The sequence below is a fragment of the Streptomyces sp. NPDC025638 genome, assembly GCF_055558775.1.
In genome coordinates this window covers 260,605-279,045 of sequence record NZ_JBVHLX010000004.1, presented here as the reverse complement: position 1 = coordinate 279,045, position 18,441 = coordinate 260,605, and the positions used below count along the sequence as shown (strand labels likewise).

Annotated in this window: 16 protein-coding genes and 2 pseudogenes; 10 read left to right on the top strand and 8 right to left on the bottom strand. The window is 72.7% G+C overall.

Features of this window, described 5'->3' with window-relative positions:
- Nucleotides 1-87: 87 nt before the first annotated feature.
- Nucleotides 88-1,584, bottom strand: coding sequence for an MFS transporter (locus ACZ4EG_RS12270; RefSeq protein WP_467790585.1), 1,497 nt, complete (start codon nucleotides 1,582-1,584; stop codon nucleotides 88-90).
- Between the two features lie 85 nt (nucleotides 1,585-1,669).
- On the opposite strand from ACZ4EG_RS12270, the gene ACZ4EG_RS12265 reads away from it, so the two are divergent.
- Nucleotides 1,670-2,062 (top strand): MarR family winged helix-turn-helix transcriptional regulator, encoded by a 393-nt coding sequence (locus ACZ4EG_RS12265; RefSeq protein WP_467790584.1) that lies wholly within the window; start codon nucleotides 1,670-1,672, stop codon nucleotides 2,060-2,062.
- An 11-nt stretch (nucleotides 2,063-2,073) separates the two neighbouring features.
- On the opposite strand, the gene ACZ4EG_RS12260 is transcribed toward ACZ4EG_RS12265, so the two are convergent.
- The 3 genes from ACZ4EG_RS12260 to ACZ4EG_RS12250 form a co-directional block, all read right to left on the bottom strand.
- Nucleotides 2,074-2,808 (bottom strand): maleylpyruvate isomerase family mycothiol-dependent enzyme, encoded by a 735-nt coding sequence (locus ACZ4EG_RS12260; RefSeq protein ID WP_467790583.1) that lies wholly within the window; start codon nucleotides 2,806-2,808, stop codon nucleotides 2,074-2,076.
- Between the two features lie 70 nt (nucleotides 2,809-2,878).
- A complete protein-coding gene (locus ACZ4EG_RS12255) occupies nucleotides 2,879-4,363 on the bottom strand; it encodes a basic amino acid/polyamine antiporter (RefSeq protein ID WP_467790582.1) in 1,485 nt (494 codons plus the stop codon).
- Nucleotides 4,364-4,439: 76 nt separating this feature from the next.
- Nucleotides 4,440-5,633 carry an MFS transporter gene (locus tag ACZ4EG_RS12250; protein WP_467790581.1) on the bottom strand — a complete coding sequence of 398 codons (1,194 nt, stop codon included), beginning with the start codon at nucleotides 5,631-5,633 and terminating at the stop codon, nucleotides 4,440-4,442.
- A gap of 242 nt (nucleotides 5,634-5,875) precedes the next feature.
- Here ACZ4EG_RS12250 and ACZ4EG_RS12245 point away from each other — a divergent pair, with 242 nt between their 5' ends.
- Nucleotides 5,876-6,847: an SMP-30/gluconolactonase/LRE family protein gene (locus ACZ4EG_RS12245; protein ID WP_467790580.1), complete on the top strand. Its 972-nt coding sequence runs from the start codon at nucleotides 5,876-5,878 to the stop codon at nucleotides 6,845-6,847.
- A gap of 289 nt (nucleotides 6,848-7,136) precedes the next feature.
- Nucleotides 7,137-7,532 carry a luciferase domain-containing protein gene (locus ACZ4EG_RS12240; protein ID WP_467790579.1) on the top strand — a complete coding sequence of 132 codons (396 nt, stop codon included), beginning with the start codon at nucleotides 7,137-7,139 and terminating at the stop codon, nucleotides 7,530-7,532.
- 18 nt (nucleotides 7,533-7,550) lie between these two features.
- Here the strand turns inward: ACZ4EG_RS12240 and ACZ4EG_RS12235 are convergent, their stop codons facing one another.
- Complete coding sequence (locus ACZ4EG_RS12235; protein ID WP_467790578.1) at nucleotides 7,551-8,330, bottom strand: DeoR/GlpR family DNA-binding transcription regulator; 780 nt, start codon at nucleotides 8,328-8,330, stop codon at nucleotides 7,551-7,553.
- A 123-nt stretch (nucleotides 8,331-8,453) separates the two neighbouring features.
- On the opposite strand from ACZ4EG_RS12235, the gene ACZ4EG_RS12230 reads away from it, so the two are divergent.
- Nucleotides 8,454-9,335, top strand: a complete 882-nt coding sequence (locus ACZ4EG_RS12230) for an SIS domain-containing protein (RefSeq protein ID WP_467790577.1) — start codon at nucleotides 8,454-8,456, stop codon at nucleotides 9,333-9,335.
- Nucleotides 9,336-9,358: 23 nt separating this feature from the next.
- Entirely contained in the window at nucleotides 9,359-10,204 is an 846-nt protein-coding gene (locus ACZ4EG_RS12225) for a class II fructose-bisphosphate aldolase (protein WP_467790576.1), read from the top strand.
- A 77-nt stretch (nucleotides 10,205-10,281) separates the two neighbouring features.
- Here the strand turns inward: ACZ4EG_RS12225 and ACZ4EG_RS12220 are convergent, their stop codons facing one another.
- Nucleotides 10,282-11,415: a methyltransferase gene (locus ACZ4EG_RS12220; RefSeq protein ID WP_467790575.1), complete on the bottom strand. Its 1,134-nt coding sequence runs from the start codon at nucleotides 11,413-11,415 to the stop codon at nucleotides 10,282-10,284.
- 81 nt (nucleotides 11,416-11,496) lie between these two features.
- Here ACZ4EG_RS12220 and ACZ4EG_RS12215 point away from each other — a divergent pair, with 81 nt between their 5' ends.
- Nucleotides 11,497-12,144, top strand: coding sequence for an alpha-ketoglutarate-dependent dioxygenase AlkB family protein (locus tag ACZ4EG_RS12215; protein ID WP_467790574.1), 648 nt, complete (start codon nucleotides 11,497-11,499; stop codon nucleotides 12,142-12,144).
- Between the two features lie 48 nt (nucleotides 12,145-12,192).
- A complete protein-coding gene (locus ACZ4EG_RS12210) occupies nucleotides 12,193-13,431 on the top strand; it encodes an ROK family protein (RefSeq protein ID WP_467790573.1) in 1,239 nt (412 codons plus the stop codon).
- Between the two features lie 6 nt (nucleotides 13,432-13,437).
- On the opposite strand, the pseudogene ACZ4EG_RS12205 reads toward ACZ4EG_RS12210, so the two are convergent.
- A pseudogene (locus ACZ4EG_RS12205) lies at nucleotides 13,438-14,121 on the bottom strand (phosphotriesterase family protein); the annotation flags it as partial.
- A pseudogene (locus tag ACZ4EG_RS12200) lies at nucleotides 14,121-14,318 on the bottom strand (DUF4865 family protein); the annotation flags it as partial. The pseudogenes ACZ4EG_RS12205 and ACZ4EG_RS12200, both read right to left, overlap by 1 nt.
- A gap of 509 nt (nucleotides 14,319-14,827) precedes the next feature.
- Between ACZ4EG_RS12200 and ACZ4EG_RS12195 the strand changes: the two are divergent.
- Genes ACZ4EG_RS12195 through ACZ4EG_RS12185 form a run of 3 tightly spaced genes read left to right on the top strand, consistent with a single transcriptional unit; the run spans nucleotide 14,828 to nucleotide 18,434 of the window.
- Nucleotides 14,828-15,118, top strand: coding sequence for an SHOCT domain-containing protein (locus tag ACZ4EG_RS12195; RefSeq protein ID WP_453550644.1), 291 nt, complete (start codon nucleotides 14,828-14,830; stop codon nucleotides 15,116-15,118).
- The gene (locus tag ACZ4EG_RS12190) at nucleotides 15,115-15,876 is read left to right on the top strand and encodes an ABC transporter ATP-binding protein (protein WP_467790572.1); all 762 of its coding nucleotides are present in this window, start codon (nucleotides 15,115-15,117) and stop codon (nucleotides 15,874-15,876) included. The genes ACZ4EG_RS12195 and ACZ4EG_RS12190 overlap by 4 nt, the downstream gene beginning before the upstream one ends.
- On the top strand, nucleotides 15,873-18,434 hold the full coding sequence (locus tag ACZ4EG_RS12185) for an ABC transporter permease (protein ID WP_467790571.1): 2,562 nt from the start codon (nucleotides 15,873-15,875) through the stop codon (nucleotides 18,432-18,434). The genes ACZ4EG_RS12190 and ACZ4EG_RS12185 overlap by 4 nt, the downstream gene beginning before the upstream one ends.
- Nucleotides 18,435-18,441: the final 7 nt, after the last annotated feature.

The window sequence follows — 18,441 nt, the reverse complement described above, 5'->3', positions numbered from 1 at the left end:
GGGGAGAAGTCAAACGGGCAGTCTCACAGCCGTGTGCGCCGGCGGGGCAAGCCAAACCCCGCCGGGCGCACTCGCGCAGGCGTTTCCCTAGTCGCGGACCGGTACCGGTACCGGTTCCGCCTGCGCCTCCTCCACGGTGGACCTCGCGACCACGATCGACGGCCGCGTGCGGCGGCCGCGCAGACCGGTGAGCGTGATGAGCAGCCCGGCCACGGCGATGCCCGTGACCACAATGAACCCGGGCCGGTAGCTGTCGAGCACGGCCTGCGGGGTCGCGCGGCCGGGGGCGCCCGCGGTGACCACGGCCGTGACCACCGCCAGGAAGATCGCGCCGCCGACCTGGACCGAGGTGTTGAGCAGACCGGAGACCATGCCCTGCTCGTGGTCCTCGACGCCGTTGGTGGCCTGGATGTTGAGCGACGGGAAGACCAGCGCGCAGGCCGCGCCGATCAGCAGCATCGACGGCAGGACGACGGCCGCGTACACCGGGTCGAGGTCGATACGAAGGAACAGCGCGTATCCGACGACCATCAGCGCGAAGCCCACCGCGATCAGCCGCGGTGTGCCGAACCGGTCGACGACCGAGCCGACCTTCGTCGAGGACACCGCCACCAGTGCGCCCGCGGGCAGGAAGGCCAGCGCGGTGTGCAGCGCCGACCAGCCGAGCAGCGACTGCATGTACAGCGTGGTCAGGAACTGGAATCCGACGTACGACCCGAAGAAGGCCACTGCGCCGAGCTGGGCCCGTACTTGGCTGCCGGAGCGCAGCACGCCGAGCCGGATCAGCGGGCTCACCGCGCGCCGCTCGACCAGGACGAAGACGGTCAGCAAGGCGGCCACCGCGAGGAACGACAGCAGGGTGCGGGCGGATGCCCAGCCTGCCTCGGGTGCCTGGACGACGGTGAAGACGAGCAGCAGCATCGACGCGGTGCCGATGACGGCGCCCGGGATGTCGTAGCCGTCGTGGTCGCGTTCGCGCATGGTGCGCGGCAGCAGCCTGAGCCCGGCGAGCAGGGCGAGCAGCGCGATGGGCGCAGGCAGCAGCATGGTGAGCCGCCAACTGGCCTCGGTCAGCAGGCCGGAGAGCACCAGACCCATGGAGAAACCGGTGGCCGCGCAGGTGGTGTAGATGGACAGGGCGCGGTTGCGCAGCGGACCCTCGGGGAAGGTCGTGGTGATGATCGAGAGGCCCGCGGGAGCCGTGAACGCCGCGCTCAGGCCCTTGATGAAACGGCTGGCGATCAGCAGCGGACCCGAGTCGACGAGGCCGCCGAGCAGTGAGGCGAGCGCGAAGACGCCGAGGGCCACGAGGAACACCTGACGCCGGCCGAGCAGGTCGGCGGTGCGGCCGCCGAGGAGGAGCAGCCCGCCGTATCCAAGGATGTAGCCGCTGACGATCCATTGCAGCGTCGACGTGGAGAGGTGGAGGTCGGAGCCGATGGACGGCAGGGCGACGCCGACCATCGACACATCGAGCGCGTCGAGGAACATCGCGGCGCAGAGCACCAGCAGTGTGCCCCACAGCCGGGGAGTCCAGCGAACCGCCGACGACGGGGCCGCGGGGGTGGTGAGCGGAGAGGTCATGGCGACGACACTACATGCATGTGCATCGAATGCAAGCGCATTTAATTCCGATGCAAGGAATTCATTTCTCTGCTACGGTGCGGCCATGGCGGCGAAGAATGCCGAGCAGGCGCTCGTGGACCAGTGGCGGGGCATCCTGGCGCTGCACGCCCGCACCCAGTGCGAGCTCGACCGCGCCCTGCACGGACACGGCCTGTGCGCCAGCGACTTCGAGGTCCTCGACCTGCTCGCCGAGGGCCGTGCGGCGGACGGCGGCTGCGCCTATCGCGTCCAGGAGATCTCGGAGCGGGTGCATCTCAGCCAGAGCGCCCTGTCCCGGCTGATCGCCCGTCTGGAGAAGGACGGCCTGGTCGACCGGGCCATGTGCGCGGAGGACCGGCGGGGCGTGCGGGTGGCGCTCACACCGAAGGGGCGCGCGCTGCACGGCGAGGTGCTGCCGGTGCAGCGCGCGGTACTGACCCGGATGCTGGCGGGCTGACCGGCCGCCCGTCAGATGCCGGACCGCTCCCGCCACAGCGTGGCGAGCGCGGCGTCACCGGTCACCTCGGGCATCGGCGCCCGGTTCCACAGGGCGAGGTACAACTGGTCGGCCGGGCCGGACAGTTCGGCCTCCGCCACGCCGGACTCGTCCCGCGTGGTCATGGGCGGCTCCGCGGAGAGCCGTACGGTCCACACGTCCCCGCAGTCCGAGGCGCGCACCCGCAGCACACGCGGCTCGTCCGTGCGCACCCGGCTCCTCGTGCGGGCGTGGAAGCCGCGCAGCAACTCGTCGATGCCGTCCACCGCGAAGTCCCGCGCGACCGGGGAGGGAACCCCGGCCCGCGCGGACTCCGCGTCATAGCGGTGCACGGTCGTCTCGTGGGCCTGCCGCCTGGTCCAGAACGCCAGCGGCGAGGGGGAGGGCGCGGGGTGGAAGGTCCAGCACTCCAGGTCGGACGGCGCCGCGGCCAGGGTGTCGACCAGGCGGGCATGGCTGTCCCGGTACCAGGCCACCAACTCGGCGCCGTCGAGGTCCGGGAGGTCACCGAAGGGGCGCGGCGCGGTGCGCCCGTCGGCGACGATCCCGGCGGCCCAGCGATGCACCGCGCCGGTGTGCCGCAACAGGTCGCGCACCTGCCACTCCGGGCAGGTGGGCACCTTGGCATCGGTCCCCGCCACCTCGGCGGCCGCGGCCAGCAACCGGCCCTCCCGGTCCAGGGTCTGAAGGAAGTCGGCAGTCTCCATGCAGGTGAGTGTGCCGTATGGAACGACCGGATCCAGGGGCCTCGGTGATACGCGGCCTGTACCCGGGAGGTCAGAGGCTGATCCAACCGAGCGTCAGGGCGAGGATCCCGAGGCCCGCTCCGGCGACCGAGACGGCGAGGACGACGCGTTCGCGCTCCGAGAAGAGCCGGCGGCCCTGTTCCCGGCGGGTCATCACGAACAGGACGGTCGCGGGGGCGTAGACGATGAAGGACACCAGCAGGGACTTCGGGCCCGCCGCGAAGAGGAGGAAGGCCGTGCAGACCGTGGCGAGGGAGGCGACCACCAGCTCCCCGGTGCCGCGCCCCCGGGTCCTTCGCTGCCCCGCGATCTTCGCCGCGAAGGCCGCCGCCAGCAGATACGGGACCAGGGACAGCGCGCTCGTCAGACGGAGCGTGAAGGTGAGGGCGTCCTTCGAGAACAGCGTGACGACCAGCACGGCCTGGGACAGCAGGGTCGTCAACAGCAGCGCGCGTACGGGCACGTCGTCCGCAGTCGCCCGGCGCAGGAAGCGCGGCATGTCGCCGTCCTGGGCGGCGACGAACAGCACCTCGGCGGCCATCAGCGTCCAGGCGAGGTACGCCCCGAGGACCGAGATGATCAGCCCGACGCCGACGAAGACCCCGCCCCAGGTGCCGACCGCGTGCTCCAGGACACCCGCCATGGAGGGCCGGCGCAGCTGGGCGATCTCGCTCATGGGCATGATCCCGTACGACACGATCGTCACCGAGGCGAAGACGCACAGGACGCTCAGGAACCCGAGCAGGGTCGCGCGGCCGACGTCCTCGCGCCGCTTGGCGTGCCGGGAGTAGGTACTGGCGCCCTCCACCCCGAGGAACACGAACACGGTCGCCGGCAGGGTGCCGCGGACCTGGTCGAACAGCGAACCGGTGTGGGCGGCGCCGTGGAAGTTGGCGGCGAAGACGTCCGTGTCGAGGTAGCAGAGGGCCAGGACGACGAAGAGCAGGACGGGGACGACCTTAGCCACCGTGACGATCCTGTTGATCGACGCGGCCTCCCTGACGCCTCGCCGGATCAGCAGGAAGAACCCCCACAGGCCGACCGTGGACAGGGCGGTGGCCACGACCGTGTCGCCCTCGCCCAGCGCGGGCCACACCGTGCCCACCGTCGACATGATCAGCACCCAGTACGCCACATTGCCGACGCAGACGCTCGCCCAGTACCCGAACGCCGAGAAGAAGCCCAGGTACTCGCCGAACCCCGCCTTGGCATAGGCGTACACGCCCGCGTCGAGGTCCGGCCGCCGCAGCGCGAGGGTCCGGAGGACGAGCGCCAGCATCAGCATGCCGGCACCCGCGACCCCCCAGGCGGTCAGGGCACCGGCGACACCGGTCTGTTCGGCGAAGCGCCGGGGCAGCGAGAAGACACCGGCGCCCACCATGGAACCGACGACCATCGCGGTCAGCGTGGGCCGCGTCAGCTTGGCCGCAGGCGTCGGCTTGGCCGCGGTCGTCAGCTTGGCCGCAGGCGGTGCGGAGCCGGGACTCTCGGTCGACTGGGTCTGAGCCTGAGCCATGATGATCACGCTGGGGCATGCACCGAGGCTCCGCACCTTTTGCTGGGCGAGATGTGTCCGCGGGTCTGACGTGGGGTCAGCCCGATGCCGCGCGGCGAGTGATGACGCCGATCAGGGCCGCCACCGCCGCCAGTGCCGCGACGCTGGTGAGCGCGGTCGGCAGGGAGAACCAGTCGGCCATGAAGCCGATCGCGGGCGGCCCGAGGAGCATGCCGCCGTAGCCCAGGGTGGAGGCGACGGCGACGCCGGAGGGGCCGGCCAGGGCACCGGCCCGTTCCACGGCGACCGGGAAGAGATTGGCGAGGCCGAGTCCGGTGACGGCGAACCCGATCAGCGCCGCCCACACGGACGGGGCGAGCGAGCCGAGCAGCATGCCGGCCGCGGCGGTGCCGCCTCCGACGACGACGGTCCGGGTGCGGCCCAGACGTTCGAGCAGCGCGGTGCCGGTCAGCCGCCCCACGGTCATGGCCAGCGCGAAGCACGAGTACCCGACGGCCGCGAGGCCGGGTGAGGCGTCGAGGTCCTGTTCGAGGTGGAGCGCGCCCCAGTCGGCCATGGCGCCTTCGCCGTACGCCGTGCACAGCGCGATCAGGCCGAAGACGGCGACGAGCCCGCGCGTACGGCGATCCGCGCGGCGCGGGGTGTCGCCCTGGGGCGGGGGCGGGTTGCTGCTCGGGGGCCGGGGCCGGGGCCGGTCCGGCGGAACCGGGGCCTGCTCGCGCAGCAGAGTGCGTCCCGCGACGGCGGTGACCAGCAGGCCGACCAGGGTGAGGCCGAACAGATGGCGGGTGGGGGAGAGGGACCCCGCCACCAGCCCGCCGAGGCCCGCCCCGGTCATGCCGCCCAGGCTGAACGCGGCGTGGAAGCTGGGCATGACCGGTCGTTTCAGTGCGGTCACCAGGTCGACGGCCGCGCTGTTGAAGGCGACGTTGATGCTGCCGTAGGCCGCCCCGAACATCAGCAGCACGGCGCCGAGCGCGGGCGCCGAGTGGGTGAGCGGTGGCAGCGCGACGCTGAGGGAGAGCAGAACGGCGCACGCGACGGTCACCGGGTGGTTTCCGTAGCGGCGGCACAGCCGCCCCGTGAGCATCATCGTGATCACCGCGCCGGCCGAGACGCCGAGCAGCGCGAAGCCGAGCCCGGTGGCCGAGGCGTGGGTCTGCTCCTTGATGGCCGGGATGCGGACGACCCAGCCGGCGAAGACGAAGCCGTCCAGCGCGAAGAACACGGTGAGGGCGACACGGAGACGGGTGAGGTCGCTGCCCGGCACGACATTGTGCGATCGGGTTTTGTTTATTAGCGGCACAAAGTCAGCCTAGAGGGGTGCCGAGGGCCGGACAAGGGCACGGCCGGACGCGCGCTCCGTCCTCCATGTGTGCGGCAAGCAGCCCCATGGCATGGCCCGCGCGGGCGACCCTCCGGCCCCGGCTGCCGACGCCGCTCACCTGTGCACCCTCATCGTGGTCCGGGCCCGTGTGGCGGTGCTCATGTCCTGTTCGAAGAGAGGTTCCCATGCCCCGTCTTCCACGCCTGGCCGGCGCCGCCGTGGCAGCCGTCACCGTCAGCGTGCTCGCGTCGGCCACCGCGTCGGGCGGTGAGCCGGAGCGCTCGGACGCGCGTGTCGTCGCCCGCTTCGACTTCGCCGCCGGGCAGACACCGGAGAACATCGCGCTCGAACGCGACGGCTCCGCCGATCTGGCCTTCGCGTTCTCCCGGCAGGTCGCCAACGTCACCCCGCGCGGCCGCACCCGGATCCTCGCGACGCTGCCCGAGGTCAGGAACCCGAAGACGCCCATCGTCCACAGCGGCGTAGTCCTCGGCATCGCCCGGGCCCACGACGGCACGCTGTACGTCACCTACGCGACCGGGACCCGCAAGACCGGCATCTGGTGCATCACTCGCGACGGCGGCGCACCCAAACAGATCGCGAAGCTCCCGGCCGACGGACTGCCCAACGGGCTCGCCCTCGACGAGCACCGCGGCGTGCTCTACGCCGCCGACTCGGTGCTGGGCATCGTCTGGCGCGTCCCGCAGACGGGCGGGACCGCCATGAAATGGGCCAAGGCCCCCGCGCTCGCCCCGTCCCGCGCCCCCTCGGGCGGCTTCGGCGCCAACGGCATCAAGGTCCACGGCCATGCCGTATGGGTGTCCAACAGCGACCGGGGGACGCTGCTGCGCATCCCGGTACGGCCGGACGACTCCGCGGACGCGATCGAGACCAGGGTGACCGGGCTGCACGGGATCGACGACTTCGCCTTCACCGGCCGCGGGCACACCGTCCTCGCGGCCCTGACCGCCACCGGCCAGGTCGCCCTGGTGCGACCGGACGGCACCCGCACGATCGTCCTCGCGCGAAAGGACGGCCTGGCCGACCCGACCTCGGTGGCCGTGCGCGACCGCAGCGTCTACGTGCCCAGCGCGGCGTACTTCACCATGCGGGACCCGAACCTGGTCGTGGCCCGCCTGCCTTGGCGCGCGGGCTGACGGCCGGGCGTGGTGAGTGTCCGAGTCGTACGGAGTTGTCATCCGGTTGTTCGCGCGCGGCCGCCGGACCGTCGTCGGCATCGAACACCTGCCGCCCGGCGGTGACTTCAGACATCTTCCGGCCACTCGCTCGCCTCGTCGGGGTGGGCAGAACATGCGGAAGTGCCTGGTCCGGGAGGACATGGGGACGATTCTTTGGTGGTGTGTCTTCGGACAGACCATGGATACGGGTCGGTTAATGCTTGCTCACGTGCTGGTTGCGGAAGAGTGAGCGGGCCATGATGGGCCCATGACGTTGGCCTCGCGTGCCCTCACGCAACTGGCGACCTGGCCGGACCTGAGACAGGCCGTACCGAGCTGCGGCCTGGGGCAGGCGCTCAGCTCGGACCGGGGTGAGATCGCCCACTTCCATTCGGACAGGGACGTCGACCTGCATCTGACGGACCGTGCCATCCGGCGTTTCGCCAAGGACCTCATGGGTTCGGGGGCGATCCGGGTCGTCCCGGGTTCGCAGTGGGTGACCATACGCCTCGACGCCACGAGCGACGTCGATCTGCTGATGACCCTGGTCAGCGTTGCGCTCCAGGCCCAGCAGGTCTGGCCGGACCCCGTCGGCCGGTTCGAGGCCGGCTGCAACGACCAGCGGGGCGCGGGGTTCGTCCGGGCCGATCCCGGCGGCATCTGACGCGGCGCGCCGGGGGCGTCACACGGCGACGACCCGCATCCCCGCCTCCTCGAACCGGCGCACGGTGTCCCGCTCCACCGCCGTGTCCGTGACGAGTGTGTCCACCATCTCGGCCGCGCAGATCCGGGCGAACGCCCGCCGGCCGAGCTTGCTCGAGTCGGCCGCGACGATCACTCGTTCGGCTTGTTCACACAGCAGCCGGTTGATCGCGGCTTCCGCCTCGTCGTGAGCCGCCGCGCCGTGCGTGACGTCGAAGGCCACCACCCCGAGCACCGCCACGTCGAGCGTGATCTGGCCGAGCACACCGTCCGCCAGCGGCCCGATCAGCTCGTACGACTGCGGGCGCGCGACCCCGCCCGTCACCACGATCTTGAACTGGGGCCGTACGGCCAGCTCGTTGGCGATGTTGAGCGCATTGGTGACGATGGTCAGCGCCGGTGAGCCCGAGGTGAGGTCCGCGCGCACGGCCAGCGCGCGGGCCACCTCGGTCGTGGTCGTACCGCCGGTCAGGCCCACCACCTCGCCCGGCGCCACCAGTTCCGCAACCGCCTTGGCGATGCGCTGCTTCTCGGAGGCGTGCCGGGCCGTTTTGTAGCGCAGCGGCAGTTCGTACGACACCCCGTGCACGACCGCCCCGCCCCGGGTGCGCACCAGCATCTGCTGCTCGGCGAGCTGGTCGAAGTCCCGGCGGATGGTCGCGGCGGACACCGACAGTTGCGCCGCCGCCTCCTCGACGTCCAGGCGGCCGCGTTCCACGAGCAGTTCCAGCAGCGCCTTCCAGCGGGCGTCGCGCGACATCCGGAGCCTCCATTCCTCGATCTTCCGCGACCCTAGCGCAACCCCGTCTCGCCTCGAATGCTTGATTGTGCTTGAAAGCTGGCTATATCTTGCAAGAAAAATCACCCAGGGGAGGGGCACGGCATGACCCATGTCGAGGACGAGCTCAGCAGCCAGCCGGAGTGCTGGATACGGGCGGCCGAACAGGCGCCCCACAGCGGTAGGGCGCTGCCGGGAGAGGGGGAGCGGGTCGCGATCGTCGGCTGCGGCACCTCGTACTTCATGGCGCAGGCCGCCGCGGCCCTGCGGGAAGGGGCGGGCCAGGGCGAGACCGACGCCTTCGCCGCGTCCGAGTTCCCGTACGGGCGCCCGTACGACCGTGTCCTCGCCCTCACCCGCTCCGGCACCACCACCGAAGTGCTGGATCTGCTGGGGCAGTTGAAGGGACGCACCCGCACCACCGCGATCACCGCGGACCCGGACACCCCCGTGACGACGGCCGCCGACGATGTCGTCGTACTGGACTTCGCGGACGAACGGTCCGTCGTGCAGACCCGGTTCGCCACCAGCGCGCTCACCCTGCTCCGCGCCCACCTCGGCCTGCACACCGACACGGTCGTCGCCGACGCCCGCGCCGCGCTGTCCACCCCCCTGCCCGAAGAACTCGTCGACTGCACCCAGTTCACCTTCCTGGGGCGCGGCTGGACCGTCGGCCTGGCGAGCGAGGCCGGGCTGAAGATGCGCGAGGCCTCGCTGTCCTGGACCGAGGCCTACCCGGCGATGGAGTACCGGCACGGCCCCATCAGCATCACCACGCGCGGGACGGCGACCTGGATGTTCGGCCAGGCGCCGGACGGACTGGCCGAACAGGTGCGTACCACCGGCGGATTGTGGGTCGACGGCTCGCTCGACCCGCTCGCCGAACTCGTCCGCGCCCAGCGCCTCGCGGTGGCCGTCGCCGACCGCCGGGGCCTCGACCCCGACCGGCCCCGCCACCTCACCCGCTCGGTGATCCTCGCCCCCTGACCCACGACCCGGGAGGAGAAGCCGTGCCCCTCGCACGCACCGGCGAGCTCGTCACCCGCGCCGCCGAGGCACGCTCAGCCGTCGCCGCCTTCAACATCATCACGCTCGAACACGTCGAGGCCGTCATCGCCGGAGCCGAAGCGGCGGACGCGCCGGTCGTCCTCCAAGTCAGCGAGAACGCCGTCAAGTTCCGCTACGGACGCCTGCTCCCGCTGGCCCGCGCGGCGGCGGCCGCCGCCGAACGCTCCGGTGTGCCCGTCGCGTTGCACCTCGACCACGTACAGAGCGACGACCTGCTGCGCCAGGCGGCCGACGCAGGCTTCGGCTCCGTGATGTACGACGCGGCCCGCCTTCCGTACGCCGAGAACCTGGCCGCGACCCGCGCCGCGGTCGACTGGGCGCACGGCCAAGGGCTCTGGATCGAGGCGGAGTTGGGGGAGATCGGCGGAAAGGGCCGACCGCCGCTGGACGCCCACGCGCCCGGAGCCCGCACCGACCCCGCCCAGGCGGCCGCCTTCGTCGCGGACACCGGCGTCGACGCCCTGGCCGTCGCCGTCGGCAGCGTCCACGCCATGACGACCCGCACGGCAGCCCTCGACCACGAACTCCTCAAACGGCTGTCCGTCACCGTGCCCGTTCCGCTCGTGCTGCACGGTTCCTCGGGCGTGCCGGACGAGGGACTCGTCGCGGCCGTCGCGGGCGGCATCGCCAAGGTCAACGTCGGCACCGCCCTCAACATGGCGATGACCGGCGCCATTCGGGACTTCCTCGCCGCCCATCCCGAGGCGGTCGACTCGCGCAAGTACCTCAGCGTGGGGCGGGAGGCGATGGCACGGGAGGTGACACGGATCATCAGGGTGCTCGGCTAGCCCGCCGACAGGGTTCGACCGACCGGGTTCGACCGACGAGGCTCGGCCGACAGGGCTCGACCGACCGGGTTCGACCGCTACCGTTTGACGGCCTTGAGCACCACGAACTTCGGGTCGGAGGCCATCAGTTGGCTGTTGCCGAACAGGCTCCGCAGCTTCACGTGGTAGCCCAGGTGGCGGTTGCCGATCACCCACAGCTCGCCGCCCGGCCGCAGCGCGCGCCGCGCCCCGGTGAACATCCGCCACGCCGTCGTGTCCGTCGTCGCCTGGTGGGAGTGGAACGGAGGGTTGTTGAGGACGACGTCCACGCTGCCGGCCGCCACCCCCGCCAGCCCGTCCCCGACCCGGAACTCCGCGTGCCCAGGCACCCCGTTGGCCTTGTACGTGGCCTCCGCCGACGCCACGGCCTGGAACGACTCGTCAACGAACAGCACCTCGGCCGCGGGATCGGCCAGCGCCACCGCCGTACCCACGACCCCGTTGCCGCACCCCAGGTCCACGACCCGGCGCGGGCCGCGGCCGGCCGGCAGGTGCTGGAGGAAGAACCGCGTGCCGATGTCCAGCCGGTCGGCGCAGAACACGCCCGCGTGGTTGACGACGGTGCGCCCGGAGACCGCGCCGATGCCCTCGGGGAGGGCGTAGCTGTACGGCCACGGATTGGCGGCGCGCTCCAGCGCCGGGTCCGGGGTGCACAGGATCAGCCGGGCCTTCTGCTCAGCGAGCGAGGTCCGCGTCGGCCCGAGAATCCGCTCGAACAGCTCCAGCGTGGAGGTGTGGATCTCCTTCACCATCCCGGTGCCCACGACGACCGTACCCTCGTGCAGGGCGGGCGCCAGCCGCTGCAACTGGTCCTCCAGGAGCGCCAGGCTCTTCGGCACGCGCACCAGCAGGACGTCGACGCGGTCCGGCGGGGGATCCTGGGTGGTGAGGAGCCGTACGGCACCCGGCTCGACGCCGGCCCGCGCTAGGTTCGCCCGGGTCGCCTCCTGACTGAGGAAGGAGTCGGTGATCTGTACCGGCCTGTGCTCCGCGAGCGCCGTGACCAGCGCGCCCCAGCGGTCCCCCAGGACCACGACCGTGCCGGACAACGGGATCCGCTCCTGGGCCAGATGCCGCAGCAGATACGCGTCGGAGGCGTCCCAGGCACGCAGCCGGTCGCGTGGATCCTCGGGGAAGCGGGACAGCTCGAACTCGCCCCACACAGTCGTCATGCGATCGCTCATTGTGTGTCCAGGCTAGCGGAGCCGCAGCTCAGGCCCGGTCGGGCGGGCCCCTGGGGCAGGATGGAACGCATGGACGTGGAGCTGTTCCCCAGGGAGCGCACCGAGGTCGCCCCCGGCGCCGTGCACATGCCGGACTGGCTCGACGCCCGCGCCCAGCGGGAGCTGCTGGCGGCCTGCCGGGAGTGGGCGCGCCCGCCGGCGGGCCTGCGCACGGTCCGCACCCCCGGCGGCACCATGACCGCCCGCCAGGTCTGCCTGGGCCGGCACTGGTATCCGTACGCCTACGCCCGCACCGCCGTCGACGGCGACGGGGCCCGGGTGAAACCGTTCCCCTCCTGGCTGGGCGAACTGGGCCGCCGGGCGGTGGCCGACGCGCTGGGTCCGCGGGCGGTGGCATCGGCGCCGTACGACATCGCACTGATCAACTTCTACGACGGCGACGCACGCATGGGAATGCACCGCGACAGCGACGAGAAGTCCGACGCGCCGGTGGTGTCGCTGAGCCTGGGGGACACCTGCGTCTTCCGCTTCGGCAACACCGAGACCCGGACCAGGCCCTATACGGACGTGGGGCTGCGCAGCGGGGACCTGTTCGTCTTCGGCGGCGTGTCGCGCCTGGCCTACCACGGGGTGCCGCGGGTGCACCCCGGCACGGCGCCGCCCGGACTCGGGCTCACCGGGCGGTTGAACATCACCCTGAGGGTGAGTGGACTCTAGTTTGCGGCGCAGGCCGGCCGGTCTGCGGATCATGGGAGACTCGCCCTCATGAGCGGCAAGGCGGACCCCCGGGCGGCGGGGGAAGGAACCACCTCCAGGACGCGACTGGACCGGGGGCGCGGCGCGCTGGGGCCCGCGCTGGAGCTCGTGCACACCGGGCGCGCGCCGACCCGGGCCGTGCTCACCGCCGAACTGGGGGTGACCCGGGCGACGGCCGGTGCGGTCGCCGCCGAGCTGGAGGCGCTCGGGCTGATCCGGGTGGACGCCCGGCCGGGCGCGGCGGCCGGTTCCCAGGGGCGCCCCTCGCACCGGCTGGAGGTGGCCGACGACGGGCCCGTGGCGCTCGCCGCGCAGGTGCACGCCGACGGTTTCCGGGCCGCGCTGGTCGGCCTGGGCGGCCGGACAGTGGCGACGGCACCGGGCTGCGAGACCGTGGACGCGGACCCGGCGAAGGTGCTGGGCTCGGTGGTCGAGGCGGGTGCCGAACTGCTCCGTACGACGGGCCGCCGCTGCGTGGGCGCCGGGCTCGCCGTGCCGTCCGCCGTCGCCGAACCGGACGGCCTGGCCCTCAACCCCCTGCACCTGGCCTGGCCCGTGGGCGCGCCGGTCCGCCGCATCTTCGCCGAGTGCGTGGCCGCGGCCGGGATCAGCGGCCCGGCGTTCGCGGGCAACGACGTCAACCTCGCCGCGCTCGCCGAGCACCGGCACGGCGCGGGTCGCGGCGCCGGGGACCTGCTCTGCGTGGCCACCGGACACCGGGGAGTCGGCGGCGCACTGGTCCTCGACGGCCGCCTGCACACGGGCAGTTCGGGCCTGGCCCTGGAGGTCGGCCATCTCACGGTGAACCCCGAGGGCCGCCCCTGTCACTGCGGCAGCCGCGGCTGTCTGGACGTCGAGGCGGATCCACTGGCCCTGCTCATCGAGGCCGGCCGCGAACCCGGCCCCGAGGTGTCACTGCTCCAGCAGGCCAACGACCTGCTCCGCAACCACTACCACGACCCCACCGTGCGCACCGCCGCCGAGGCCCTGATCGACCGTCTGGGCCTGGGCCTCGCCGGGCTGGTGAACATCCTCAACCCCGACCGCATCATCCTCGGCGGCCTGCACCGCACCCTGCTCGACGCCGACCCCGACCGGCTCCGCGCGGTCGTCGCCGACCGCAGCCTGTGGGGCCAGAGCGGCGGAGTCCCCATTCTCGCGTGCACCCTCGACCACAACAGCCTGGTCGGCGCGGCGGAGTTGGCCTGGCAGCCGGTACTGGACGACCCGCTGGCCGCGCTCCAGTGACACACCGGCACCGGCGACCGCGGTGTCCCCGCCGAGCAGCAGCCGGTGGCCGAACCCGGCCTCGGCGAGGGCCAGTACGGCGTCCGGCATGCGCCGGTCGGCGGCGTGATGGGCGAGGGACGGGCCGTCGAAGGCCGGCCGACAGCCCGTCCCGGCGGCCTGCCGGTGGACGACCGGGGCGGGGGAGCGGTTGAGGTGGCCGAGGATCACCCGGTGGGGCGGAATGCCCAACTCGCCGCAGGGCAGGTCCAGTACGTCGACTGCGCCGGTGCCCTGCTCCGGGTGCACGGCGATGGGCGCGCCCGTCGCGTGGTGGGCCTGGGCCGCGGCGGTCATCGTCCAGCGCGCGTGCGCGTCGAGGGCGTGGAAGCCCGGCCACCTTGACCAGCCCGGCGCGGACGCCCGAGGTGCCGATGCCCACGGTCAGCTCGGAGACGAACACCTCGGCGAGCTTCCCGCGCGGTGAACTCCCGCCGAGCGGGACAGAAGTGGCAGGCCGGCGGCGTCCACCGGACGACAGCAGCCCCGCCCGCGGCGCGCAACGCCGCCGGCTCGGCCCGCGCGGCGGTGGCGTCGTTGAGTTCCCTGACCGGGCAGTCGCGGGCTGCGCAGGAAGAGGTGGTCGTGCGCGTCGCACACGCCCAGTTCCTCGGGCCGTATGTCGCCCAGGACCGTACGGACGGTGCTCATCACTGCCGCTCCCGCGGCAGCCGATCCCGGCCCGGCGCCGACATGTGCAGCACCTGGAACACATCGCCCGCGGCCTTGGGCGCATCGTGCTCCCAGAGCGAGAAGTGGACCAGCTCCCACCGACGCGTGTCCACGGCGGCCGCCGCCGGCACGGCCCCGTCCTCCACGGCCACCCGCCTGGTCGCGCGCACCGCGTCGTCCTTCCTCCGGTGAGGCGGTCAAGCGGGATACACGTCGGCGGACACGTGCGCGTCCCATTCGGTGATCGTGCCGTCCGCCTCGGCCTCGACGACGGCGAGGTGCGTCATCGGGGTGTCAGAAGGCAGAGCAGATCCCGGACGCCCGCGTCGAACGCGGCCGGTGAGCCGGAGGCGCGGGCGCTCGTACGGCGATCCCGGCCCGCCGAGTACTCCCTCGGCGGTAGCCCGCGGCTCCTCGGCCGTACGCCGGATCGCCGCAGGCGCCAGGTCCGGCTCGCCCTTGAAGTGGTGGTACATGCTGCCCTGGCCGGCACCCGCGCGTTCCAGGACGGACCTCGGGCTGGTGCCACCCTTTCGGACGCCGCCCGGGGGAGGAGCCGCCGCACACCCGCGTACTCCCGTGGAGGTACGCCCACTGCCGCTGGCCGTACGACGACCCGGACCCCTCCCCGGGGCCAGTCTCGATGCATCACCACCACACGCTTCGGCACAGGAGATGAACCGAGATGCAGACCCTGGCGCACTGGGACGGCGGCCCCGGCCCGTGGATCCTGTTCTTTCCGCTGATCTGGGCGGCCGTCGTGATCGGCGCCGTCACCGTCCTTCGCCGCACGGTGTGGCGCGGCCGCCGTGGACCGTGGCGCCCGATGGACGGCCGGCGCCCGGAGGGCGACTCGCCGATCGCGATCCTCGGCCGGCGCTTCGCCACCGGCGAGATCGACGAGGACGAGTACTGGCGGCGGCTGTCCGTCCTGGACGAGCAGTTCGGCCGCGTCGGCAAGGGCGGTGCGGCATGACCGCCACGACCACCACCATGACCTCCGCCCGTACGGCCGCCCGGGTCGAGGGCGCCGTGAAGGTGTACGGCCGCGGCGACACCGCCGTACGGGCGCTCGACGGGATCGACGTGGACTTTCCCGTCGGACGCTTCACCGCGATCATGGGGCCCTCGGGCTCCGGCAAGTCCACCTTGATGCACTGCGCGGCCGGGCTCGACACGCTCACCTCGGGCACCGCCTACATCGGCGACACCGACCTCGGCTCGCTCGACGACCGGCGCCTGACCCTGCTCCGCCGCGACCGGGTCGGCTTCGTCTTCCAGGCGTTCAATCTGGTGCCGACGCTGACCGTCGCGGAGAACATCACCCTGCCGCTGGACCTGGCCGGGGACCGGGGCGACCCGGAGTGGATCGACGCGCTGATCGACGTCGTCGGCCTGCGCGACCGGCTGCACCACCGCCCCTCCGAGCTCTCCGGCGGGCAGCAGCAACGCGTCGCCGTGGCACGGGCGTTCGCCGGACGGCCGGACGTCGTCTTCGCCGACGAGCCCACCGGCAACCTCGACTCCCGCTCCGGCGAGGAGGTCCTCGGTCTCCTCGGCTCGGCCGTACGCCGGACCGGCCGCACGGTCGTCATGGTCACCCATGACCCGGTCGCCGCCGCCCACGCCGACGAGGTCGTCTTCCTCGCGGACGGGCGCCTGGTGGACCGTATGGAGTCACCGACCGCCGACAAGGTCCTGGACCGTATGAAGGCCTTCGAGGTGAGGGCATGAACGCCTCGGTACGGCTGAGCCTTTCCTCGCTGCGCGCCCACCGGCGCCGCTTCGCCGGCACGTTCCTCGCGGTGTTCCTCGGCGTCGCCTTCCTGGCCGGGACCCTGGTCATGGGCGACACCCTGCGCGCGAGCTTCGGTTCCATGTTCGGCGAGGCGACCAGCGGCACGGACGCCGTCGTGCGCGGCGCCGACGCCATCACCACGCCGGGCGAGGCACAGGGGGTGCGGCGGCCGGTCGACACCTCGCTGGTGAAGACCGTCGAGAAGGTTCCCGGCGTCGCGGCCGCCGCCCCGGACATCCAGGGCGCGGGCCAACTGGTCGGCGCCGACGGCAAGCCCATCGGCGGCCAGGGTCCGCCCACCCTGGCCGGCAACTGGATCACCGACCCGGAGCTCAACCCGTACCGGCTCGCCGAGGGCCACGCCCCCCTGAAGTCCGGCGAGGTCGTGGTCAATCGCGGCACCGCGAAGAAGGGGCACCTGAAGATCGGCGACACGACGACGCTCCGCACGCCCGATCCCGTCAAGGTGACGATCGTCGGCCTCGCGACCTTCGGCGGCGAGGACGGCATGGCACAGGTGACCTTCACCGGCATGACCCAGGACGACGCCGAGAAGTACCTCACCGCGCGGCCCGGACAGGCGGCGAGCATCGAGGTGCGGGCCGGACCTGGGGTGAGCCAGCAGCAACTCGTCGACCGGCTGACTCCCGTACTGCCCAAGGGAGTCGAGGCCATCACCGGCCAGGCGTCGGCGCAGGAGAACACCGACATGATCTCCAGCCAGTTCCTGACCGTGTTCACCACCTTCCTCCTCGTCTTCTCCGGCGTCGCCCTGCTGGTCGCGACCTTCTCCATCCACAACACGTTCGCGATCGTCGTCGCCCAACGAGCCCGTGAGAACGCCCTGTTGCGTGCCCTCGGCGCCTCCCGACGTCAGGTGACGGCGTCGACGCTGGTGGAGGCGAGCGTCGTCGCGGTGACCGCGTCGGCCGCCGGGCTCGCCGGCGGCATCGGGATCGCCGCCGGGCTGCAGGCGCTGTTCCCGGCTATCGGATTCCCCTTCCCCGGGGGCGACCTGGTCGTCAAGACGCCGTCGATGGTGCTTCCGCTCGCCGTGGGCGTCGTGGTGTGCCTGGGCTCGGCGCTGATGCCCGCCGTACGGGCCGGACGCACCGCCCCGCTCGCCGCGCTGCGCGAGACGGCCGTCGACACCTCCGGCGCCTCCCGGCTCCGTGCGGTCACCGGCACGGTCCTCGCCGCCCTGGCGGTCGCGGTGGCGCTCACCGGCGTCCTGGTCTCACCGTCCGTGTGGCTGGTGGGACTCGGTGCCGTCCTGGCCCTGGTCGCGTTCGTGGTCCTCGGCCCGGTCGCCTCCGCCACGGCCGTACGGCTCCTCGGCAGCCCGCTCGACCGGCTGCGCGGCGTCACCGGTGCCCTGGCCCGGCGCAACGCCCTGCGCAGTCCCCGGCGGACGGCCGCCACCGCGAGCGCCCTGATGATCGGTGTCGCCGTCGTCTCCCTGTTCACGGTGTTCGGGGCCTCGCTCAAGGCGACGATGGACCAGACCGTGTCCCGGTCCTTCGCGGGTGACGTGGCCGTCAGCACCCCGTCCTTCGGCGCGGGCGGCAGCGGGCTCAGCCCCGAACTGGCCCCGGCCGTCCAGCGGCTGCCCGAGGTGGACACCGCCGTCGGACTCGGCCGCGGGGTCGCGCAGGTCGACGGCAAGGGACGGGCGCTGACCGTCACCGACCCGGCGGCGCTCGCCCGTTCCTTCGACCTCGGCACGGTCCAAGGCGACCTGCGCGGCCTCGGCGGCGACGGCATCGCCGTCACCCGGAAGGAGGCCGACCGGCAGGGACTGCGTACGGGCGACACCGCCCGGCTCACCTTCACCGACGGCACGACGGAGAAGTTCACCGTCCGCGCGGTCTACGGCCAGTCCGAACTCGCCGGTGACTACGTCATCACGCGCGCGGCCTGGGCGCCGCACCGCACCCAGGACTCCGACCGGCTGGTCGCCGTGACGTTCAAGGACGGTGTGAGCACGGCGGCGGGCAAGGCCGCGGTGCAGAAGGCGGCCGCCCGGTACGGCGATCCGCAGGTGCAGACCCGCGACGAGTACGCACAGTCGTCGGCCGGCGGCATCGACATGATGCTCACCCTCGTCTACGCGCTGCTCGCCCTCGCGGTGTTCATCGCCCTGCTCGGCATCGCCAACACGCTGACGCTGGCCGTGCACGAGCGCACCCGGGAGCTCGGCCTGCTCAGGGCCGTCGGTCAGACCCGGTCCCAGTTGCGGGCCATGGTCCGCTGGGAGTCGGTGCTGGTCGCCGCCTTCGGTACGGCGGGTGGGCTCGGCCTCGGCGCGTTCCTCGGCTGGGTGCTGGTGCGGGCCTCGGACGGCGCGAGTGACAGCGCCTTCGCCTTCGCGCTCCCACCCGCACGGCTCGCGGTGGTCGCCCTGGTCGGCCTCGCCGCCGGAGCCCTGGCGGGCCTGCGCCCGGCACGGCGGGCGGCCCGGCTGGACGTGCTGCGGGCCATCGCCACCGAGTGACGACCTA

Bases quoted from the DNA above. Each gene is read 5' to 3' on its own strand.
- ACZ4EG_RS12270 (WP_467790585.1), bottom strand. From the start codon at position 1,584: ATGACCTCTCCGCTCACCACCCCCGCGGCCCCGTCGTCGGCGGTTCGC.
- ACZ4EG_RS12265 (WP_467790584.1), top strand. From the start codon at position 1,670: ATGGCGGCGAAGAATGCCGAGCAGGCGCTCGTGGACCAGTGGCGGGGC.
- ACZ4EG_RS12260 (WP_467790583.1), bottom strand. From the start codon at position 2,808: ATGGAGACTGCCGACTTCCTTCAGACCCTGGACCGGGAGGGCCGGTTG.
- ACZ4EG_RS12255 (WP_467790582.1), bottom strand. From the start codon at position 4,363: ATGGCTCAGGCTCAGACCCAGTCGACCGAGAGTCCCGGCTCCGCACCG.
- ACZ4EG_RS12245 (WP_467790580.1), top strand. From the start codon at position 5,876: ATGCCCCGTCTTCCACGCCTGGCCGGCGCCGCCGTGGCAGCCGTCACC.
- ACZ4EG_RS12240 (WP_467790579.1), top strand. From the start codon at position 7,137: ATGACGTTGGCCTCGCGTGCCCTCACGCAACTGGCGACCTGGCCGGAC.
- ACZ4EG_RS12235 (WP_467790578.1), bottom strand. From the start codon at position 8,330: ATGTCGCGCGACGCCCGCTGGAAGGCGCTGCTGGAACTGCTCGTGGAA.
- ACZ4EG_RS12230 (WP_467790577.1), top strand. From the start codon at position 8,454: ATGACCCATGTCGAGGACGAGCTCAGCAGCCAGCCGGAGTGCTGGATA.
- ACZ4EG_RS12220 (WP_467790575.1), bottom strand. From the start codon at position 11,415: ATGACGACTGTGTGGGGCGAGTTCGAGCTGTCCCGCTTCCCCGAGGAT.
- ACZ4EG_RS12215 (WP_467790574.1), top strand. From the start codon at position 11,497: ATGGACGTGGAGCTGTTCCCCAGGGAGCGCACCGAGGTCGCCCCCGGC.
- ACZ4EG_RS12210 (WP_467790573.1), top strand. From the start codon at position 12,193: ATGAGCGGCAAGGCGGACCCCCGGGCGGCGGGGGAAGGAACCACCTCC.
- ACZ4EG_RS12195 (WP_453550644.1), top strand. From the start codon at position 14,828: ATGCAGACCCTGGCGCACTGGGACGGCGGCCCCGGCCCGTGGATCCTG.
- ACZ4EG_RS12190 (WP_467790572.1), top strand. From the start codon at position 15,115: ATGACCGCCACGACCACCACCATGACCTCCGCCCGTACGGCCGCCCGG.
- ACZ4EG_RS12185 (WP_467790571.1), top strand. From the start codon at position 15,873: ATGAACGCCTCGGTACGGCTGAGCCTTTCCTCGCTGCGCGCCCACCGG.